This is a genomic window from Paraprevotella clara YIT 11840 (genome assembly GCF_000233955.1).
GTDB classification, from domain to species: Bacteria; Bacteroidota; Bacteroidia; order Bacteroidales; family Bacteroidaceae; genus Paraprevotella; species Paraprevotella clara.
On record NZ_JH376599.1, the window covers coordinates 43,378 to 63,817 of the forward strand.

Genomic DNA, 20,440 nt, shown 5'->3' on the forward strand with positions numbered 1-20,440 from the left:
AAATATTGCAGCACGTAGATTTATATACATATTTTAGTATTGTCAGGGATTCGACAAAAACGCCGATGCTTGTATTTATGGCATCGGCGTTTTTTAGTTTAAAGGTGGGGCGGGTATTTATCCGAATTTGAACATAATGTCTTCTTCTTCATCCGACACCCAGAATGTAGAGTCCTTTTTTTGAATGAAAATGTTGTTTTCACGGGCCAGCCAACCAACGGCCAGTGCCGTGTCTTCTACACTGAGTTCTAACTTCCCTGCCAGGTCTTGTAGGGTGATTTCACGCGTTTCTTTCAGGATACGCCAGACTTTTCCGGCATTGGTCCCAATTTCTGTTTTGTACATAATTTATTGAATTAGTGTTGGTATAATGTACCCGCTGCTTTCTTATACTTGACGTAACTCAGGTATAGTTGGTAGTGGGCGTTTACTTGGGTCTCGTATGCTTGTTGCCAAAGGGCTTGTGCCTCCAAATGGTCGGATAGGGATTCCAATCCAACGGTATATTGGCTATGGCTTACTTTCCGGTTTTCTTCTGCCTGCTCCAAGGAGCGGTCTGCAATTTGACATTCCATTTTGGCTTCATCCAGGTTGTGTGCTGCTTGCGTCAGTTCGAGAAGCATTTGTTCGTTCAGATTTTCTTTTTCCAGCCGGGTTTGTTCCAGTTTGGCTTTGGCTGCCCGGACTTTATTGGAACGTTCACCGAAATGATACAATGGGAGACTCACGTTCAGCAAGACGGAAAAACTGCCGTCTTTGAAGAAGGTTTCGTCGTTTAGTTCAAAGCCGTGCAGGTAGTTGAATGCGCCTTGCAATCCGACTTTGGGCATTAATTCGCTGCGGTTCAGCTTGATTTGTTGCCGTGCCATGTCTTCCTGTTTGTCGAGTAGTACATATTCCGGGCGTGCAGAGATGTCGGAGATTTGTATTTCCATTCGTTGCTCAATTTCTGGGAAATCTTCTGAAATACGGATGGGGGTATCTAACGGTTTGCCTATCAGATGACAGAGATTCATGGTAGCCAGCCGGAGGGCGTTATCGGCTTTGCGGACGGCAAGTTCACTTTCATTGAGTTTGACTTGGACTTTGAGTACGTCGTTACGCGGCTTTAGGCCGTGACGGTGTGCACTTTCTACATTGTTCAAAAGTTCTGTGAGGACGGTTTGGTATTTTTCTGCCACTTTTTTCATCTCTTGTGCTTTTATCATCGAGACGTAGGCATCATCTGTTTTCATGATGACTTGGGTGGCCGTCAGTGTTTCATTAATTTGTGCCATTTCGTTTCCCAATACAGACATCCGGTAGGCTGCTTGAATCTTTCCGCCCATATAGAGTGGTTGTTCCAATTGTATGCCACCCAGAAACATCGGTCCGATTTTATAGTCGAGGTTTATACCCGGGAAGAAGGCGAATTGTTGGAGTTGTCCCGTGGAAGAGAAGATGGGGAGTTGTCCGCTTCCGGAACTGTATCCACCGTCGGCGGTGCTATACAAGCCGGTGGCATTGGCAGTTAAATTAGGAAAGAAATTTCCTTTATAACTTTTCATCGTGTAGCGTGCACTCTCCGTCTGTTGGAAAGAAGCTGCCATTTCTTTGTTATGAGTCAAAGCCATTTCCCTACATTGTTTCAGGCTTAATGTCTCTTGTGCACGAAGTTGGGGAATGAGACATGTTATATATAGGATAGAAATGATGATCTTTTTCATGCGTCAGTCTGTTTGATGTGGAAGAATAAAGCATAAAGTATAGGAATAAATAAGAGGGTAATGAGTGTGCCGAACAACAGGCCGCCCATAATGGAAGCTGCCAATGAGCCGAACATGGAATCCGTCAACAGGGGAATCATACCCAGAATCGTGGTAAGCGAAGCCATCATGACCGGTCGCAACCGGCTTTGTGCACTGTCGATGAGTGCTGTGGTAGGTTCTGTCCCTCGATTGAGCTGCAATGTGATTTCGTCCATCAGTACAATTCCGTTTTTAATAAGCATACCGATAAGTCCCAAGGTACCTACGATGGCAACAAAGTTGAAGGTCTTTCCGGTTATGAGCATGACCGCTACGACACCGACTAATATGAAAGGCAGACAGCAGAAGATGATAAGCGGTTTCCGATAGTCTTTGAATAACATAATCAGGATGGTAATCATGAGGATGATGGCGAAAGGGAAGTTGCGGAACAAGTACTCCATAGACTGGTTGTTGGCCGCTTTTTCTCCTTGCCATTCCAAACTATAACCTTCTGGAAGAACGATCTGTTCTATTAAAGGGGCGATGCTTTGCCAAGCCTTTTCCGTTTCTATTCCCGGAGCCGGAGAACATTGTACGCTTTGGCTACGTTGTCCGTTATAACGTGGAATGACCGGATCTTCCCAACGTATATCTACTTTTTTGCTGATTTGCTTTAATGGCGTACTGCCCATCAGGCTTTCCACGAGTTCTTCTTTTGACAAGGTTCCGGATTTCAGTTTCACCATGGTTTCCTCGTTGAGGAGCCCGTTCAGCGAAGGTAAGGAAGAAAACACTTGGGCGTTGTTCAGGTCTTCTATAGGTTTCCCTTTTTCGTTTAGGCAACGTAGGTAAATGTTGTCCCGATGAATACCTTGATAAAATGAACCGATGGGAATGCCGCTGGTTGCTGTAAGTAATGACATGCTGACATCATTTCGGCTTAATCCTAATGTACGTGCAGCCGGTTGGTCGTATTCGATTGTGAGTACCGGTATTTGCGGATCCCAGTTGGTGGTGATAAGTCTTACCTCCGGACTTTTTTCCATGATGACCCGTGCACTGTCGGCCAGCCTGTGAAGTACGGCTGGATCCGGACCCAAGAATTGTGCTTCGATAGGATATTTCTTGAACATCAGATTGTAGCGTTTCATCTTGACATAAGCGTCAGGATAGTGGGCTGTCAGGTAGTCTTGAATCTCGTCCATGTGATTTTCCAACTCTTCCGGTGAGGTGAAATCGATAATCAATTCTCCGTACGATAATGAGGGGTTGGCAATGCTGCGCACCAAATTATAACGGCCGGGAGTTCCTCCTACTGAACGGGTTACGTGCGTGATTTCTTTGCGGCTTTTCAGGTAGGTTTCTATCTCTTCCAGGTCATGTGCCACACGGGATGAGTTGGTACCTTCCGGTAATTTGTATTCCATATACATTTGGTTATACACCATGTCGGGGAAGAAACCTTGCCGCATGTAACGGTAGCCCCAGGCTGACAATCCTAACAAAGCAATCATGGACAGCACAAAGCTCCAGCGGTGGTGCAGGCCGAAAGAGAGTGACTTACGCAAAAGGGCATACGGCCAACCTTTGTAAACCCGTTTGCCGGAGACGTTTTGCTCTACTTCTGGATGAAGACGGCGTTCGGCCATTAAGGGTACATGCACCAGGGCCAGCACCCAACTTAATAGTAAGGATACGGCCAGAACGATAAATAAGTCTCGCGTGTAGACGCCAGCCGTGTCAGGAGACATGAAGATGGGGAGGAAAGCGATAATGGCTATCAGTGTAGCTCCCAATAGAGGCATTGATGTTTGCCGTCCGATGGCCGTCATGGCTTCCATTCTGTTTTTCCCGGCTTTCAGGTCTACCAGGATGCCGTCTACGATGACGATGGCATTGTCTACAAGCATCCCCATCGCCAATACGAATGCAGCTAATGACACACGTTGCATGGTGCCATCCATGGTTTCCAGAAATAAGAAGGAACCGAATACTGTGACGATTAAGCTGATTCCGATAATCAATCCGCTTTTGAATCCCATGGTCAGCATGAGGATGAACACTACGATAATGACAGATTCGACCAGATTGACGACGAAAGTTCCTAAAGAATCTCCGACACGTTCCGGTTGATAGAATACTTTATGATAGTCAACTCCTGCCGGCAAACGTTTGTCCTTCAGTTGGGATAGTTCCTTTTCAACGGCACTTCCCACTTTGACGATATCCGATCCTGTGGAAGCTGCTATCAGGATACCGATGGAACGTTCGCCGTCGTAGAACATCTCATTCCGTGTGGGCGATTCGTAATTTTTTTCGATGCGGGCAATGTCTCGTAGGCGAAGTTGGTCGTCGTCATGTCCTTGTATGAGCATGTTGCCGATGTCTTCCACTGTTTGGAACTTATTGTTTACCGTAACACGGATACGGTTGTCTCCATTTTCGTAATATCCGGTGTAAGTGGTTTGGTTCTGTCCATTTAGAGTTGCCAACACTTCAGCCGGTTTTACACCGAGGTTGGCCATACGGTCTTGTAGTAGAGATATGTTGATACATTCCGGTCGCTTGCCATACAGTTCTACGCGGTCAATTCCTTTCAGTACAGTGAGTTCTCGTTTGATGAGTTCTGCATAGTCAGACAGTTCACGATCGCTCAGACCGTCTCCGGTGAGGGCATAAAACATGCCGTATACATTTCCGAAATCATCTTTTACTATCGGTGCGGAGACTCCGGCGGGCAACGTATTCCGTACGTCTTCTACTTTGCGTCTGAGAAGATCCCAGTATTGTTCCACTTCGTCGTCCTTGACGGTGGTCAGCAGTTCCACTTGAATGAGTGAGAGGTCGTTATAAGAATAACTTTCTATGTTGTCAATGCCTCCCATGTTACGGATATTTTTTTCCAAAACATCGGTCACTTCTAGTTCTACCTGGTGGGCGGAAGCACCGGGATAAGTGGTGACAATCATGGCCGTTTTGACTTTGATTTCGGGATCTTCCAATTTACTCATTTCGTAGCATGACCATGCTCCGCCGACCAAAAGAACCGCAATAAAGAAATAGACCAGATTACGGTTTTTAAAAGCCCATTTGCTGATGTCTGTCATAACAATCCTCCGATATTGGTTTTACTGACGGCCGGTAGGGGCATTACGCTTTCTCCGTCTTGAATGTGATGGATGCCCGAAGAGACGATGAGGTCTCCCGGTTTGATTTGTGCCGAAATGATAGTCGCTCTGCCGTCGGTTTGTAGCCCGATGAGGGTTACGTTACGTTTATAAACTTTCTTTTGTGCGGCATCGTAAAGGAAAACATTTGTTTTGCCGTCTTCGTACAATATGGCGCTTCCCGGGATTGACATCGGGGCATTTTCTGCTGTATCGCAGAGGATGGTCACCATGGTGTTCATGCCGGGAGACGGTTGAGGCTGGTCGGTATCTTCCTGTCTTAGGCGCATGGTATACAATTGGTTGGCGTTAGCTTTCGGAATGATATAGAGTGGTTGAAGACTATAATGCTTGTCCGGATAGATATCGAATGTACAATAGTATTGTTTGAATTGCCCGCGGCGTATATATTCGGCAGCAGGCAGATTGATTTCCACTTCCGTCCGTCCGTCGCCGATCATGGTAATGACCGGCATGCCTGCACCTACTGTTTCGTAGGGTTCGAATAGATGTTTGTCTATATAGCCGTCAAAAGGTGCACACAATCGCGTGTAGGACAATTGGTCTTTATGGTGATTGTATTTGGCTGTGATTTGTTTTAGTCCATATTCTGCCTTGTCGTTTGCTGCCGGTGTGGTACCTCCGTCTTTGTAGAGAGCCATGACTCGTTCTGCCTCACTCTTCACTTGTAGGTATTCTGCCTCCGTGGCATCCAGTTGTATTTGGTAATCCGTAGGGTCGAGGTCTGCCAGGAGTTGCCCCTTTCGTACCCGTGCTCCGTCTTTTACGTATATTCTACGGATGGTTCCGCTGACTCTGAATGACAGGCTGGCGTCTTCCGCTGCCTTTACTTTACCCGGATATTGAAGGATACTCTGTTCGGCGGCGGAAATCACGGTGTCTGTTTTTACGGTTTGTAAACGACTACTTTCCTGTCGCGTGTGTGAGCAAGCTGTGAATAAAAAAAGGATAAATCCTCCTATGATAACATTAAACTTCTTCATAAAAATAGTTCTCTGGTTCTACATGCAAATATATCGGGTTTGTCGGATATTTGAAAGTTCTAAAGGGCTTATTTTTTGTCTGATTTGTATGTTTTTAACTACCGATGTGACTAAAGTTTTTCAGAATTATATTTATTTTGTTCCAATGAATAGTTTTATTAATAATTAAGGATGGAGCAAGCTATGATTCCTATACGGGTAAGCCGTTTGTCCGATTGGAAAATATATGGTTCTCAGTGGGGACATTTGCGTTCCACGCTTGATCGATGCGGTGTGTTCTTTTGTCGTGCGGGAGAAGTGGAATTGGAAATAGACAATACACCTTATATAATAAAGCCGGGAGATATTTGTTTTTATGTGGCTTCGGCTTTGGTACGCGTATTGCGTGTCGGTGGAGAAATAGACGGTGTCGTGGTAGAGGTGGATGTGGATTATATTTTGCCTATCAGTAATAAAGTGTTGAATGTACAGGATATTTTGTTCATGCGCGACCATCCTTGTATTACGCTGACAGATGCGCAGTGTCGGTATGTGGATAAACTTTTGGAACTTTATATGCGTAGGATAAAAGAAGGAGATGGGCAAGTGGGCAGTTCAAAATGCCGTTCCTTGAAAGTCGAGTTGATCAAAGCCGGCGGGCAAGCATTATTTTATGAATTGCTGATGATATACTATACCAACCGGCCGATGCATCCTGTACAACGGACACAGAAAGATATTATTTTTCAACGTTTCATTGTTGATTTGTTCAATCATTACCGGGCAGAGCGCGAAGTTCTTTTCTATGCGGAAAGACAGAACCTCTCGGCACGTTACTTTTCTTCGGTTGTGAAAGAAAAGTCCGGGCGTAGTGTTTTGCAATGGATCATACAGATGGTGATTTCAGAAGCCAAACAGCTATTGGAGTGTTCGGAGTTGAGCATTAAGGAAATTGCAGTCAGGTTGAATTTCTGTACGCAATCGTTTTTCGGAAAGTATTTCAAGCAATATGTAGGTATGTCTCCGAAAGAATATCGTGAACGTTCTTTTTATCCTCGGAAAGAGGTTGTTTTTGACAATCAGTAAAAAGGGTAAGGATATCCGTAATCCGTATATCGGAGCGTTGGGGATTATGTTCTATTTTTGCAGGTGTAAAGAAATGAATCGACGAACGAAAAAAGTATTGGGTATGAAAACAAAATTCTTAGGAGTATTTCTCATGATGTGGGCGATGATAGGCTTGGAAGCCGGTGCACAGCATACGGCAAATGCGAAGAAAGTGTTGGTTGCGTATTTTTCATGGTCGGGGAATACACGTAATTTGGCTCATCAGATTCAAGAACTGACGGGTGGAGACCTTTTCGAGATAGAGACTGTAAAAGCGTATCCGGAAAAATATCGGTCGTGTACGGAGTATGCTAAGAAGGAAAAGGAGGCTGATGCGCGTCCGGCTTTGAAAAGCAAAGTCAAAGATATGGATGCCTATGACGTGGTTTATGTGGGTTTTCCGAACTGGTGGGGAACGGCACCAATGGCTATTTGGAGTTTCTTGGAGGGGTATGACCTGACTGGAAAAACGGTGATACCTTTCTGTACGCATGGCGGCGGTGGGGAGCAAAAATGCTTTAGTGATTTTGCCCGGCATGCGGGTAAGGCTGATTTGAAGAAAGGCTTTATTTGCCATGGTGGGACGGTGGGGGATGCTCGCCCGAAGGTGGAACGATGGTTGGAAGAAATCGGTATGAAATAGAAAGGGTTAAAAAAGTGGTTATGAGATTGAAAAGAATCAGGCAAGTTGCGGCATGTATCTGTTTTGTCCTTGTCACACTGTTATTTCTTGACTTTACGGGAGTCGTGCAGGGATGGTTCGGATGGTTGGCCAAGATACAATTCATTCCGGCATTGTTGGCTTTGAATCTCGGAGTGGTTGTAGCTTTGGTGCTGCTCACTTGCGTCTTCGGACGGGTGTATTGTTCCGTGATTTGCCCGCTCGGGGTGTTTCAGGACGTGGTTTCCCGTATGGGAGGCAAGTACAAAAAGAACCGTTTCCGCTATTCTCCGGCTCTGTCATGGTTGAGATACGGGGTGTTGGCTTTGTTTGTAGCCGTTTGTGGTGCCGGACTTTGGGCCGGTGCAACTGGACTTATGGGGTGGGCAGGCCTGTTGGAGCCGTATAGTGCTTACGGACGTATGGCTTCCAATCTGCTGGCTCCTTTTTATCGTTGGGGAAACAATTTGTTAGCCTATATGGCCGAGCGTATGGACAGTTATGCTTTTTATGAAGCGGAGGTCTGGATGAAAGGGCTTTCCGTATTAGGCGTGGCTTTGCTGACTTTCGTTGTGCTGTCCGTGTTGGCTTGGCGGAACGGGCGTACTTATTGTAACACGATTTGCCCGGTTGGCACGCTATTAGGTTTCCTGTCCCGTTATGCCTGGTTAAAACCGGTGATAGACACTTCAAAGTGTGTGAATTGCAATTTGTGTGAACGTAATTGCAAGGCGTCGTGCATCCATATTAAGGAACATAAGATAGATTACAGCCGTTGCGTGGCTTGTATGAACTGCATAGACAAATGCCCTAAGAAAGCTATACATTATGTCCGTCCGTCGGCTGTAGCCCAAGTGGCTCCGGAAAAGGGGGGACCGGATAATGGCCGCCGCAGTTTTCTGGCCGTAGCTTCATGGTTTGCGGCCGGTTCCTGGATAAGGGCGCAGGAAAAGAAAGTAGACGGTGGGTTGGCCGTGATAGAGGAGAAAAAGATTCCGGAGCGTAAGGTGCACTTAAAACCGGCAGGAGCGCAAGGAGTACACAATTTTGCTTCGCATTGTACGGCCTGTCAGTTGTGTGTATCGGCTTGTCCCAATGATGTCTTGCGTCCTTCTTCTTCGATAGAAACGTGGATGCAGCCTGAAATGTCTTACGAACGCGGGTATTGCCGTCCGGAATGTGTAAGATGTACCGAGGTTTGTCCGAACGGTGCCATACGCTCCCTGACGGTGGCTGAAAAATCGTCCGTACAGATTGGTCATGCCGTGTTCGTATATGAGAATTGTGTGGTGAATACAGACGGTGTGGAATGCGGAAACTGTGCCCGTCATTGTCCGTCGGGAGCCATCCAAATGGTGCCGTCCGTGTCCGGAATCCCTGATTCTCCCCGACTCCCGGTCGTGAATGAAGAGCGTTGCATCGGTTGCGGATCCTGTGAAAATCTTTGTCCGGCACGCCCGTTCAGTGCCATTTATGTAGAGGGACATGAGACCCATCGTTTCATTTAATCAAAGTGCTGCAACATGGAAAAGACTAAAAAAGATATGGACCGACGTAAGTTTCTGAAGCTTTTGGGAGTCGGTGCGGCAGTCACGTCGGCTGCGTTTTACGGTTGCCGTCCGGAGCGGAAAACGGCTTCCGGCAGCCTGTCGGGAGAAATACCTACGGACAAAATGACTTATCGTACGAATCCTTCTACCGGAGACAAAGTTTCGATATTGGGCTACGGGTGCATGCGCCTCCCGACGATTGAAAAGGAAGGAGAAGAGGGCGGAGACGAGATAGACCAGGAAATGGTGAACCGCCAGGTGGACTATGCGTTGGCTCACGGGTTGAATTACTTCGATACCTCCCCCGCTTATTGCAAAGGGCGTTCGGAGCGTGCCATGGGAATTGCTTTGAGTCGCCATCCGCGCAAGAGTTATTTCATTGCCACGAAACTTTCCAATTTCGCTCCGGCCACGTGGAGTCGTGAAGCTTCGTTGGCCATGTACCGTAACTCGATGAAAGAATTGCAAGTGGATTATATAGACTACATGCTGTTGCACGGTGTAGGGATGGGAGACGGTATGAAGGAGTTCAATGCCCGTTACATGGACAACGGGCTTCTGGATTTCCTGCTCGAAGAACGGAAAGCCGGGCGTATCCGTAATCTGGGATTCTCCTATCATGGCGACATCAAGGTGTTCGATTATTTGCTTTCACGGCACGACGAGTATCAATGGGATTTTGTGCAAATACAGTTAAACTATTTGGACTGGCGGCATGCCAAGGAAATCAACGAGCGGAATACGAATGCAGAATATTTGTATGACGAATTGGCTAAGCGCAAGATCCCGGCTGTAATCATGGAGCCGCTCTTAGGAGGCCGTTTGTCAAAGGTGCACGACCATGTCGTGGCTCGTCTCAAGCAACGTGAGCCGGAGCGCAGTGTAGCTTCGTGGGCTTTCCGCTTTGCCGGGACTTTTCCCGATGTACTTACGGTGTTGAGTGGCATGACCTATATGGAACATTTGGAGGATAATTTGCATACGTACTGCCCGTTGCAACCTTTGACAGACGAGGAAATGACATTCTTATTCGACACGGCAGACCTGATGATGCAGTATCCCACTGTGCCCTGCAATGATTGCAAATATTGTATGCCTTGTCCTTACGGCATTGATATTCCGTCTATTTTGGTACATTATAACAAGTGCGTCAATCAGGGCAACGTGCCGGAAAGTGCGCAAGAAGAGAACTACCGGAAGGCGCGCCGTGCTTTTTTGGTAGGGTATGACCGGAGTGTGCCGCGTTTGCGGCAGGCCGACCATTGTATCGGATGCCGTCAGTGCGTGCCTCATTGTCCGCAAAGTATCGACATTCCGGCTGAGTTGCATCGTATAGACCGTTTTGTGGAACAACTGAAACAGGGGACTTTATGAAAGAAGAGTTGCAAGATTTGATAGACTTGTTGCATGAGCGGAAGTGTTCTTGTGTGCTTCGTAACGGGGAAATCTACACCTTTGAGCGGCGGGGAGTGGAAGACCTGTATGCCCTGTTGCGGGAACAGTCCGGCCTGCTTCTCGGTGCCGATGTGGCCGATAAGGTCGTAGGGAAGGGAGCTGCTGCACTCATGGTATTGGGACGGGTAAGGCGAGTATATGCCGACGTGCTTAGCGAGCCGGCTTACGGACTGTTGTTTCAAACGGGAATCTCAGTGTCTTACGGACGGTTGGTTTCCGCTATACGGAATCGTGCGGGAAACGGTTGGTGCCCGGTGGAAACGCTTTGCCGCGATAAGGAGACGGCAGAAGAATGCCTGCCTCTGATAGCCGGTTTTGTGGAACGTCTGCGGATATGAAATACAATAATATAATAACATAAAGAAGGAATAAGAATATGGAAAATACTGTAAGACTTTACGCTCCGGGCTATACCGAGAAGCGGACTTATTGGCTGGCCGTGTTGTTCGCTGTCGGCAATATCGTATTGCCGCAACTGTTTCATTTGGTTCCGCAAGGAGGCGTGACTTGGTTGCCTATTTATTTTTTCACGTTGGTTGGGGCTTATAAATACGGTTGGCGCGTGGGATTGCTGACAGCGGTTCTCTCGCCGTGCGTCAACTCGTGGTGGTTCGGTATGCCCGCAGCAGCGGTATTACCGGCTATTCTGTTGAAGTCGGTGCTGTTGGCTTTGGCGGCAGGTTATGCGGCTTCCCGTTTCCGCCGGGTCAGTGTCCTGCTTTTGGCATCGGTAGTGTTGTTCTATCAAGTGCTTGGTACCTTGGGAGAATGGGCTATGACAGGAGATTTCGGCTTGGCCGTACAGGATTTTCGTATCGGCTTGCCCGGAATGGCTTTACAGATAGCGGGTGGTTATTGGATGGTGAAATATGTAATTTATAAATAAAGGTTATGTTTGGAATCGGTACGCAAGAAATTCTCTTTATCCTGTTGATTGTCTTGCTGTTTTTCGGAGGTAAGAAAATTCCCGAATTGATGAAAGGTTTGGGAAAGGGTGTGAAGAGCTTTAAAGACGGGATGAACGGGGTGGAAACTCCGCAGGACAAGAGTGACAAGGTCGAAGAGGTCGAGAGTGAAAAAACGGAAGAACGGAAAGCAAAAGATGAATAATCCGGACGAAGGGGCTACCGGGACATTTTGGGAACATCTCGATGCTTTGCGCGACTGTCTGCTCAAGGCATTGGCTGTGACGGTGGTTTGTGCGCTTGTGGCGTTCTTCTTCAAGGAAAGTCTCTTTCGGGTCGTGTTGGCACCGAAAGAGGCCGGTTTCGTTACCTATCGGTTGATGGGCGACAGAGGCCAGTTTTTGGGGGTGGAAGGGATGATACCCGATGATTTTTCGGTAAAACTGATTAATACGGGATTGGCGAACCAGTTTGTCGTCCACATGCGGACGGCATTGTATGCCGGAGTATTTTGTGCTTCGCCTTACTTGCTTTATTTGTTGTTCCGTTTCGTCTCCCCTGCTTTGTACACCCACGAGAGACGGTATGCCGTACGCACGGTAGGGGCGGGGTATCTGATGTTTCTTTCGGGTGCGGCTTTGAATTATTTTCTCATCTTTCCGCTCACGTTTCGTTTTCTCGGCACTTATCAAGTGAGTGCGGAAGTAGAAAATACCATTACGTTGGAGTCGTATATGGATACGTTGCTGATGATGACGCTTACGATGGGTATCGTGTTCGAGATACCTATTCTCTGTTGGCTTTTGGCACGTCTTGGATTCCTTACGGCTTCATTTATGCGTAGGTACCGTCGACATGCCATCGTATTGATTTTGGTGGCGGCCGCTGTAATCACTCCAACCTCCGATGTGTTTACGCTATTATTGGTAGGCATGCCTATGTGGATGCTTTACGAGGCCGGTATCTATTTGGTGGCTTTAACGGAAAAGAGGCGTTGAATCACGCCTCTTTTCTTATTTCACGATGAACCACGGGTTCAATAAGTTTTCCTTGTTGTAATGTAACGGTGTTCTTTCATCCGTCAAGTATATATTTTTTCCGGAAGCCCGTACAATGGCATGTCCGGCTGCCGTATCCCATTCCATCGTGGGGGCGAAACGCGGATAGATGTCTGCCGAGCCTTCTGCCACCCGGCATATTTTGAGTGAACTTCCGCAAGAGATGAGGTTTACGTGTCCGTATTCGCTTTCCAGCTTACGGATGTATTCCTCCGTCTCGGGAGAAAGATGGGAGCGGGAGGCTACGATCACAAAGCCTTTCGTGTCGGCCTGTTCCAGAGGCAACCGGTCTGCCTTTTCCATCAGATCGTCGGGAGAAAGGCCGGCGGAACGGGCATCAATCCCTTCTATCCTGTAAGCTCCGATACTGTCTTCCGAGAAATAGAGCGTACGGCTGACCGGTACATAAATTACCCCCAATACGGGGATGCCGTTTTCTACCAGTGCAATATTGACCGTGAATTCTCCGTTCCGTTTGATAAACTCTTTTGTGCCGTCCAAAGGGTCTACCACCCATAAGGTTTTCCATCCTTTTCGTATATTATAGTCTGTCAACCGGCCTTCTTCGCTCAATACGGGAATGGAGGTGGCATCCAGTTCGTCCATGATACGGGCATGGGAACGTTTGTCGGCTATGGTCAGTGGGGAGTTGTCTGCTTTGCGTTCGATGGCAAAATCTGCCTTGGGGTCATTGTAAATGTTCAGAATGTCCTTTCCGGCAAGTAGGGCAGCCCTGATAGCACAAGATAATAATTCGTTTTGCATGATGTTTCTGTTGTAAATGTTTTAGTAAAGACGGCAAAAGGTAAGCGCACGATCTCCATACTTACAAAGATAGTGAAAGGCGAGTGCAGAGACAAATGAAAACGAAGTTTTCTGATTTGGCTATGCCGAGCCGCATTCTATCTTCGTGTGAACAAAGATAATGAAAATCGGTGTAAAACTCGGACTTGAAATACAAAATCTGTATTCAAAACGTTTATGGATACCTTCTGAATGGGTTCGGAATGAAAAAAACGAAAATACTACCACTCTTTCCAGAAAACCGGACTAAACAGAATCAGCACACTGAACAGTTCCAGACGACCGATAAGCATAAGGAAAGACATGATCCATTGACACACGTCGGGCATGCTGCTCATGGTGTAAGCCGGACCATAATAGCCGAAGCCTAAACCGGTATTGCCCATGGCAGAGAGAGAAGAGGTCAGGGCTTCCAGAAAGTCAATTCCGAAAAATGTAAGCAGGAAACATCCTGCAAAGCCACATAACAGATAAAAAAGCGTGAAAGTCGTGACGGTATTCAATAAGGGCAGGGGCACAACATGTTTGTTGATTCGTACCGGCAGAATGGCATTGGGGTGAATAAGCCTTTTGAATTGGTTCTTAATGGCGTGAAACAGAATCATGATACGCATGTTCTTGATACCGCCGGCTGTGGAACCTGTACATCCTCCGGCCAGTATGGCAAAAATCAGGAGCAGCCAGGTGAATTGAGGCCATAAAGTATAGTCGTCGGTCACGAGACCGCAAGAGGTATGGATGGTAGAGACTTGGAAGAGTGCCTTGCGGAAAGCTTCTTCGAGTGGGTATTGTCGTTGGAAGAACAGGCTGACCGTGATGAGGAGTGTGATGACACATACGGAACCCAGGAACCATCGTGTTTCACCGTCTTTGAAGAATTTGCCGAATTTGCCTTGCAGGCATAAAACCAGCAGGGAGAAATTCAGACTGGCGATGACCATAAAGGCTGAGGTGACGTATTCAATGAAAGGAGAGTCCCAGTAGGCTATGCTGTCTTGTTTGGTAGAGTAGCCTCCGGTTCCCATAATGCTGAACGAATGGCACACCCCGTCGAACAGGTTCATGCCTCCGAGGCAAAGTAAACCGATACACAAACCGGTCAGGATGATGTACACGGTCCAGATGAGTTTAGTGGTCATGCTGATTTTGGGGTGCAGTTTGTCGTGTGTCACGCCCGTGGCTTCTGCACTGAAAAGCTGTAGGTTGCCTCCGCCGAATATGGGCAGCAAGGCTATGGTGAAGCATACGATACCCAAACCGCCCACCCATTGAGTCAGGGCACGCCAGAAAAGCATACCTTTGGGCATGGAGTCGATATGGTCGAGCACGGTGAAGCCGGTAGTTGTAAAACCAGACATCGTTTCAAAGAAGGCACCCGCTACGGACGGAATTTCACCGCTCATCAGGAACGGAAGCATGCCCAGAATGGTGAACATCAACCAAGTGAGGGTTACGATACAATAGCCGTCGCGGCGTGTCATCCAGGTTTTGGCACCTTTGCCGTAAGCCGTCAGTCCTCCTCCGGTAATCAAGTTGATACCCGCAGCGTACAAAAAATATTTGTAGCTGTCTTCGCGGTACAGCAAGGAGACACCCATGCAGACGAGGAGCATGCCGCCCTCCACCCAAAGCAGGATGCCGATTACGTAGGCGATGAGTTTGGCGTTGATGATATTGTTGAGGGGCGCATGGCCGTTGTTTTCCTTGGATTGAAAGTCGTAAGTCGTTTGGCTCATATAAGGTGAATGGATATGGAATATGAAATAGAAGTATTGGGTAACAGGCTCACGGGCGTAGTATCAACTCCCAGTCTGTGACATCCAAACGTTTTCCGAATTTGGTACCTACTTTTTCGAAAAAGGCTACTTGTTTAAATCCGAGTTTGCGGTGCAGGGCATAGCTGGATTCATTTCCGTGGGTGATACAGGCAATGAGCACATGGCAGTCTGATTTCCGGCATTCCTCAATCAGCCGTGACATCAATAGTCGTCCTATGCCTTGGCGGGCGGACGAGGAAGAGACGTAGACGGTCGTTTCCCACGTATGGCAATAAGCGGCCCTTTCCTGCCACAAATGGGCGTAGGCATATCCGACGACCTGTCCGTCCTTTTCGAATACCAAATAAGGAAACTGGGAAGAGATGTCGGCAATGCGTCGGCGCATCTCGTCTTCAGAAACGGCTTCAGTTTCAAAGGTAGCCACGCTATGTAGGATATATTCATTATAGATGTCTGCGATGGCTTTAGCGTCGCTAAGCTTTGCATATCTGATCATGACTGATTTTTATTTGATATGCAAAAATACGAAAAACGCCTGTCATTACAGCCTTTCGGGAGGAATTATTCGCCAAGAGGATACAAAAAACTCTGAAGTAACTGTACTTCAGAGTTTTAAGCGGTGCGTACGGGACTCGAACCCGTGACCCCATGCGTGACAGGCATGTATTCTAACCAACTGAACTAACGCACCTTTAAAAGAGGAATCAGGCGATTTCCTGATTGCGAGTGCAAAGGTAGATAAAACGAATGGATGAACCAAACTTTTTGGCGTTTTTTTCTTCGCTTCGTTTGTCTTTTCTGTCGTTTTTCCTCCGCAAACTTAGATTTTACGCTGTCCTCTTTTCGTTTTTGCTGTCTTTATTCATTTAAATAAGTCAGAACCTTTCCGCTGAGTTGGAGCAAAGAGATTTCGCACATTTTGGTATCGTATTCCGAAACCAGAAGTCGTTCTTCCGCATCCAAAAGGCTTTGTTGGGCTTCTCGCATTTCAAATCCGGAAAGATCTCCTTTCATGTAGCGCAGATTGGCATATTCATAATTTTCCTGGGCGGCCACAAGGTTTTGGCGTTCCATCAGCATCACCTGCCAGTTGTTGCGATAGGCCTGCCACAAGTCGCTCAAATCCGATTTCAAAGACAGTTTCAGGTCTTCCCGTTCCAGTTCGGCATATTCAATGGCCAGTTGCGCATTTCTTTTTTGCATTTTCCGTTTGCCGTCGAACAGGTTGAAACCGATGGTGATACCTGCATTCAGCCCCCAGTTGTCCCGTTTCTTCGTAGAGGACAGTTCATAGCGGTTTAAAGTGTATCCGTATCCTGCATTCAGACGTACGTAAGGATAGTCGCGGGACATGATTTTTTTATAGTCGGCCCGTACGACCTCAGTATTTTTGTCTGCCATCAACAAGGAGGCGTTGGTGGCCAATGTGGCTTGCCATAATTCATCGTATTGCAGATCCGGATTGACATCTATCGCCGTATCTCGTATACCGATGAGTGCCGTTACGTCGTGATTGGCCATCAGTTCGTTCAATTTTATTCGGGATGAGTTCAGTACTTCCCGTTGCTTCATGTATTGGGCACTATCTGCGTTGAAATCGACCTTGGCCTGCAAGTAATCCAGACGTGAGAAATTACCGATGTGGTATCTGACTTCCACGATACGCATGCGTTCCCGAGATAGGGACATGGCGTAGCGGAAGTTTTTTAAACGGATTTTTTCCTGTATGTAATTGTAATATTCGGCTGTGAGCGATGCCACATAGTCTTCTATCGTAATGCGGGTTTGCAGTTCTCCCTGTTCTTTCAGGAGTTGCAGTTGCTTGTAGTTGGTCCACACGCTGAAGCCGTCGAAAATAGTCCAGTTCAGGTCGATGCCGGCATCTACAGTCCCGTCATACGCTCCACGTTCGGTAGTGGTGACTCCAGTGGAGCGGGGGGTAGTACGGGTCGAACCTAGATCGCCGCTGTAGGAAGCACTGAGGTCCACGGTGGGCAACATTCCCGCATTGGCCCGGGTGGCATTGTTTGCAGCCGTCTCTTGTTGGTTTTTTACCATTCGGATGGAGAAATTGCTCTCCAGTCCGCGTGATAAACATTCCTGCAAAGTGACGGAACCTTCCGCCTCCGTCATGTCTTGTTGGGCCTGTACAGGCAATGTGCACAAAAATAAAACAGGCCACAGTATCTTATTTTTCATTTTTCTCCTTTTTATTGATTCGATTGGTTGAAATGTAACTATACACAGCCGGAACTATATACATGGTAAGGAAAGTGGATACCACCATACCGCCTACTACGGCAATACCCATGGCAATACGCTGGTTACAGCCTTCTCCTGTGGCAAAGGCCAAGGGTATCAATCCTAAAACGGTAGAAGCACTGGTCATTAAAATCGGCCGCAAGCGTTGCAGGGCGGCATCGTGTACAGCCGTTACCTTGTCTTCTCCGTTTTCTTGTTTCAAATTCGCAAATTCTACGATAAGGATACCGTTTTTAGCTACCAACCCGATTAACATGATGATACCGATTTGGCTGAACACATTCATGGTGATGTCGTTGAAGTACATGAATATCAATGCACCGGCAATCGCAAGCGGTACGGTAAGCATGATGATGAAGGGGTCTTTGAAGCTTTCAAACTGGGCGGCCAAAATCAAATAAATGAGTACTAACGCCAAAATAAAGGCGAACATCAGGCTGGAGGAACTTTCGCGGAATTCTTTTGAGTCACCGGACAACGAGGTGCGGAACGTATCGTCCAATACCTCTTTGGCAATCTTGTCCATTTCGTCCAATCCTTGCCCTATGGTCTTTCCCTCGGCCAAACCTGCGGAAATCGTGGCAGAGACAAAGCGGTTGTAACGGTAAAGTTTCGGAGGGGCGATGCTGCTTTCCAATTCGATGAGATTATCCATTTGAATCATCTTACCGTCGCTGCTTCTCAGATAAATGGCTCGTAAATCGGCTGGTTTGTTACGTTGCTGCCGGTTTATTTCGCCCAGAATTTCGTATTGTTTTCCATTCATATAAAAATATCCCATACGCTGTCCACTCAGTCCGTATTGCAGGGTTTCAGACAAATCACGGGTGTTGACTCCCATGATGTTGGCTTTGTCGCGGTTGATGTGGATTCGAATTTCCGGCTTGCTGAATTTCAGGTCGACATCTGCCATTTGGAATACAGGGTTCTCGTAGACTTTTTCCATAAACACCGGCAGGACTTTTTCCAACTTCTCGATGTTAGTCGCTTGCAAAACATATTGTATAGGCATGCTCGAGCGACGCCCGCCAAATGAGGATTGTTGCTGTACGAATGCACGTGCTTTGGTCTTCTTTTTGACGGCTTGCGACAATTTTTCGGCAGCTTCCATCTGGGTGTAATCCCGATCTCCCATGTCTTTCAGGCGGATTTGGATATTTCCGCTTCCGCTGGATACACGGGCAGTCACAGCGTCTGCGTCGGGAATCACGGAGTCTACGATGCTGTTTATATCTTCCGTATAATCTCGGATGTATTCATACGTCACGCCTTCTGCTCCACGTGTGTTGATGGTAATCATGGAGCGGTCTTCCAATGGAGCCATTTCCGAAGGTATGGCTCCCCACAGATATACGATAGCTCCCAGCATGAGGACAATGACAGGGAGTGTCCATATACGGTGGCGCAAGACAACTTGCAAGGAACGGCTGTACATATTATTCATTCCGATGAAGAATGGTTCCGTAATACGGTAAAAGGCGTTTTTCTTTTTCTGTTGTTTAAGGAGCTTGGTAGCCAACATGGGGGTGAATGTCAGTGCCGCGAACGATGATATGACTACCGCTCCTGAAATGACCATACTGAACTCCCGGAAAAGCCGTCCGGTCGTCCCCTCCATAAATACGATAGGGAAGAACACGGCTACCAGGGTGACCGTCGTGGAAATGACTGCAAAAAAGATTTCCTTGGCACCTTCTATTCCGGCCTTCTTCGGATTCATGCCCTGCTCTATACGGATATAGATGTTCTCTGTCATCACAATGGCATCGTCCACCACAAGTCCGACGGCCAGTACGACGGCCAACATGGTCAGTACGTTGATGGAGAAGCCAAACAAATACATGATGAAAAACGAACCGACCAGAGAGACCGGAATCACAATACAAGGTACCAATGTGACGCGCCAGTCACGCAAAAACAGGAAGATGATGATAATTACTAGAACGAAAGCCTCGTACACCGTTTGTTTCACTTCGTTGATGGAGGCGCGGATGAATTTGGTATTGTCGAATCCGTAGCTGTAATGTACATCGTCCGGCAGGTCCTTTTTCATTTGCTCCATGCGTTCATATACGGCATCGGCGATATTGATATGATTGGCACCCGGTTGAGGCACGACGACTACGCCGACCATCGGCACACCGTTCATCTTCATGTAACTTTTGATGTCGGCTGCTCCAAGTTCGGCCCGACCGATGTCGCTGAAACGGATAATTTGGTTCCCTTCGTGTTTCACAATCAAATCGTCGAACATCTTGGCCGTGTTCATCAATCCCATGGTACGGATGTTCAGTTCTATGGTATTTCCTTCTATGCTGCCCGACGGCAATTCGACATTTTCATTGTCCACTGCATTTTTGACGTCCATAGGCGTGATACCGTAGCCGGCCATTTTGATGGGGTCGAGCCACAAACGCATGGAATATTTTTTCTCTCCCCAAATGGAAACACTACTTACGTCGGAAATCGTTTGTAACTGCTCCTTGACGGTCAGGTCGGCAATTTCGCTCAATTCGAGCAAAGAACGCTTTTCACTTTGCAGGGCGACCATAAGAATAGGAGAGGCATCGGCATCGGCCTTGGATACGGTAGGAGGGTCGCAGTCACGTGGCAAGTAGCGTTGGGCGCGGGACACTTTGTCGCGGACATCGTTGGCCGCAGTTTCCAGGTCGACCGAAAGTTCGAACTCAACCGTGATGCGGCTTTGGCCTTGCTGGCTGACACTCGTCAGAGAGCGGATACCCGGAATACCGTTGATGTTCTGTTCCAACGGTTCTGTAATCTGGTTCTCAATGACATCGGCATTCGCTCCTGCATACGAACAAGAAACCGATATAATCGGGTTGTCCACCGATGGATATTCACGTACACCGATATAAAAATAACCAATCATTCCGAACAATAGGATGATTACGGTCATCACGGTAGCCAATACGGGGCGGCGGATACTTAACTCTGATATATTCATATACGTCCTCCT

17 protein-coding genes and 1 tRNA gene are annotated in these 20,440 nt (G+C 47.4%); 8 read left to right on the forward strand and 10 right to left on the reverse strand.

Translation table 11 applies throughout. From position 1 onward, the window contains the following. Positions 1-117 precede the first annotated feature (117 nt). The 4 genes from HMPREF9441_RS08710 to HMPREF9441_RS08725 are packed head-to-tail and all read right to left on the reverse strand — an operon-like array spanning position 118 to position 5,901. Positions 118-345, reverse strand: a complete 228-nt coding sequence (locus tag HMPREF9441_RS08710; protein WP_008620239.1) for a winged helix-turn-helix domain-containing protein — start codon at positions 343-345, stop codon at positions 118-120. Between the two features lie 11 nt (positions 346-356). Continuing rightward, the gene (locus HMPREF9441_RS08715; protein ID WP_008620242.1) at positions 357-1,706 is read right to left on the reverse strand and encodes a TolC family protein; all 1,350 of its coding nucleotides are present in this window, start codon (positions 1,704-1,706) and stop codon (positions 357-359) included. Beyond that, complete coding sequence (locus tag HMPREF9441_RS08720) at positions 1,703-4,837, reverse strand: efflux RND transporter permease subunit (protein ID WP_008620244.1); 3,135 nt, start codon at positions 4,835-4,837, stop codon at positions 1,703-1,705. Before HMPREF9441_RS08720 ends, HMPREF9441_RS08715 begins: the two co-directional genes overlap by 4 nt. Next, entirely contained in the window at positions 4,834-5,901 is a 1,068-nt protein-coding gene (locus tag HMPREF9441_RS08725) for an efflux RND transporter periplasmic adaptor subunit (protein ID WP_008620247.1), read from the reverse strand. The genes HMPREF9441_RS08720 and HMPREF9441_RS08725 overlap by 4 nt, the downstream gene beginning before the upstream one ends. Positions 5,902-6,072: 171 nt before the next feature. On the opposite strand from HMPREF9441_RS08725, the gene HMPREF9441_RS08730 reads away from it, so the two are divergent. The 8 genes from HMPREF9441_RS08730 to tatC all read left to right on the forward strand — a co-directional run bounded on the left by HMPREF9441_RS08730 (position 6,073) and on the right by tatC (position 12,556). After that, positions 6,073-6,966: a helix-turn-helix domain-containing protein gene (locus HMPREF9441_RS08730; RefSeq protein WP_008620249.1), complete on the forward strand. Its 894-nt coding sequence runs from the start codon at positions 6,073-6,075 to the stop codon at positions 6,964-6,966. Between the two features lie 103 nt (positions 6,967-7,069). Beyond that, positions 7,070-7,630, forward strand: a complete 561-nt coding sequence (locus HMPREF9441_RS08735; RefSeq protein ID WP_244949703.1) for a flavodoxin — start codon at positions 7,070-7,072, stop codon at positions 7,628-7,630. A 20-nt stretch (positions 7,631-7,650) separates the two neighbouring features. Continuing rightward, the gene (locus tag HMPREF9441_RS08740) at positions 7,651-9,156 is read left to right on the forward strand and encodes a 4Fe-4S binding protein (RefSeq protein ID WP_008620252.1); all 1,506 of its coding nucleotides are present in this window, start codon (positions 7,651-7,653) and stop codon (positions 9,154-9,156) included. 15 nt (positions 9,157-9,171) lie between these two features. Then, the gene (locus HMPREF9441_RS08745) at positions 9,172-10,572 is read left to right on the forward strand and encodes an aldo/keto reductase (protein WP_008620253.1); all 1,401 of its coding nucleotides are present in this window, start codon (positions 9,172-9,174) and stop codon (positions 10,570-10,572) included. Continuing rightward, positions 10,569-10,991 (forward strand): DUF1893 domain-containing protein, encoded by a 423-nt coding sequence (locus HMPREF9441_RS08750; protein ID WP_008620254.1) that lies wholly within the window; start codon positions 10,569-10,571, stop codon positions 10,989-10,991. Before HMPREF9441_RS08745 ends, HMPREF9441_RS08750 begins: the two co-directional genes overlap by 4 nt. 38 nt (positions 10,992-11,029) lie before the next feature. After that, a complete protein-coding gene (locus tag HMPREF9441_RS08755; protein WP_008620255.1) occupies positions 11,030-11,539 on the forward strand; it encodes a hypothetical protein in 510 nt (169 codons plus the stop codon). 5 nt (positions 11,540-11,544) lie between these two features. Beyond that, entirely contained in the window at positions 11,545-11,763 is a 219-nt protein-coding gene (locus HMPREF9441_RS08760) for a Sec-independent protein translocase subunit TatA/TatB (RefSeq protein WP_008620256.1), read from the forward strand. After that, a complete protein-coding gene (gene tatC, locus HMPREF9441_RS08765; protein ID WP_008620257.1) occupies positions 11,756-12,556 on the forward strand; it encodes a twin-arginine translocase subunit TatC in 801 nt (266 codons plus the stop codon). The genes HMPREF9441_RS08760 and tatC overlap by 8 nt, the downstream gene beginning before the upstream one ends. 15 nt (positions 12,557-12,571) lie before the next feature. Here tatC and cysQ read toward each other — a convergent pair whose 3' ends face one another. The 6 genes from cysQ to HMPREF9441_RS08795 form a co-directional block, all read right to left on the reverse strand. Continuing rightward, complete coding sequence (gene cysQ / locus HMPREF9441_RS08770) at positions 12,572-13,381, reverse strand: 3'(2'),5'-bisphosphate nucleotidase CysQ (RefSeq protein ID WP_008620258.1); 810 nt, start codon at positions 13,379-13,381, stop codon at positions 12,572-12,574. Positions 13,382-13,641: 260 nt separating this feature from the next. After that, positions 13,642-15,156 (reverse strand): TrkH family potassium uptake protein, encoded by a 1,515-nt coding sequence (locus HMPREF9441_RS08775; RefSeq protein ID WP_008620261.1) that lies wholly within the window; start codon positions 15,154-15,156, stop codon positions 13,642-13,644. Positions 15,157-15,205: 49 nt separating this feature from the next. Beyond that, positions 15,206-15,694 (reverse strand): GNAT family N-acetyltransferase, encoded by a 489-nt coding sequence (locus tag HMPREF9441_RS08780; protein WP_008620263.1) that lies wholly within the window; start codon positions 15,692-15,694, stop codon positions 15,206-15,208. 121 nt (positions 15,695-15,815) lie between these two features. After that, positions 15,816-15,889, reverse strand: a tRNA-Asp gene (locus tag HMPREF9441_RS08785). Between the two features lie 167 nt (positions 15,890-16,056). After that, entirely contained in the window at positions 16,057-17,397 is a 1,341-nt protein-coding gene (locus HMPREF9441_RS08790; protein WP_008620266.1) for a TolC family protein, read from the reverse strand. Continuing rightward, a complete protein-coding gene (locus tag HMPREF9441_RS08795) occupies positions 17,387-20,428 on the reverse strand; it encodes an efflux RND transporter permease subunit (protein ID WP_008620268.1) in 3,042 nt (1,013 codons plus the stop codon). Before HMPREF9441_RS08795 ends, HMPREF9441_RS08790 begins: the two co-directional genes overlap by 11 nt. Between the last annotated feature and the right edge of the window lie 12 nt (positions 20,429-20,440).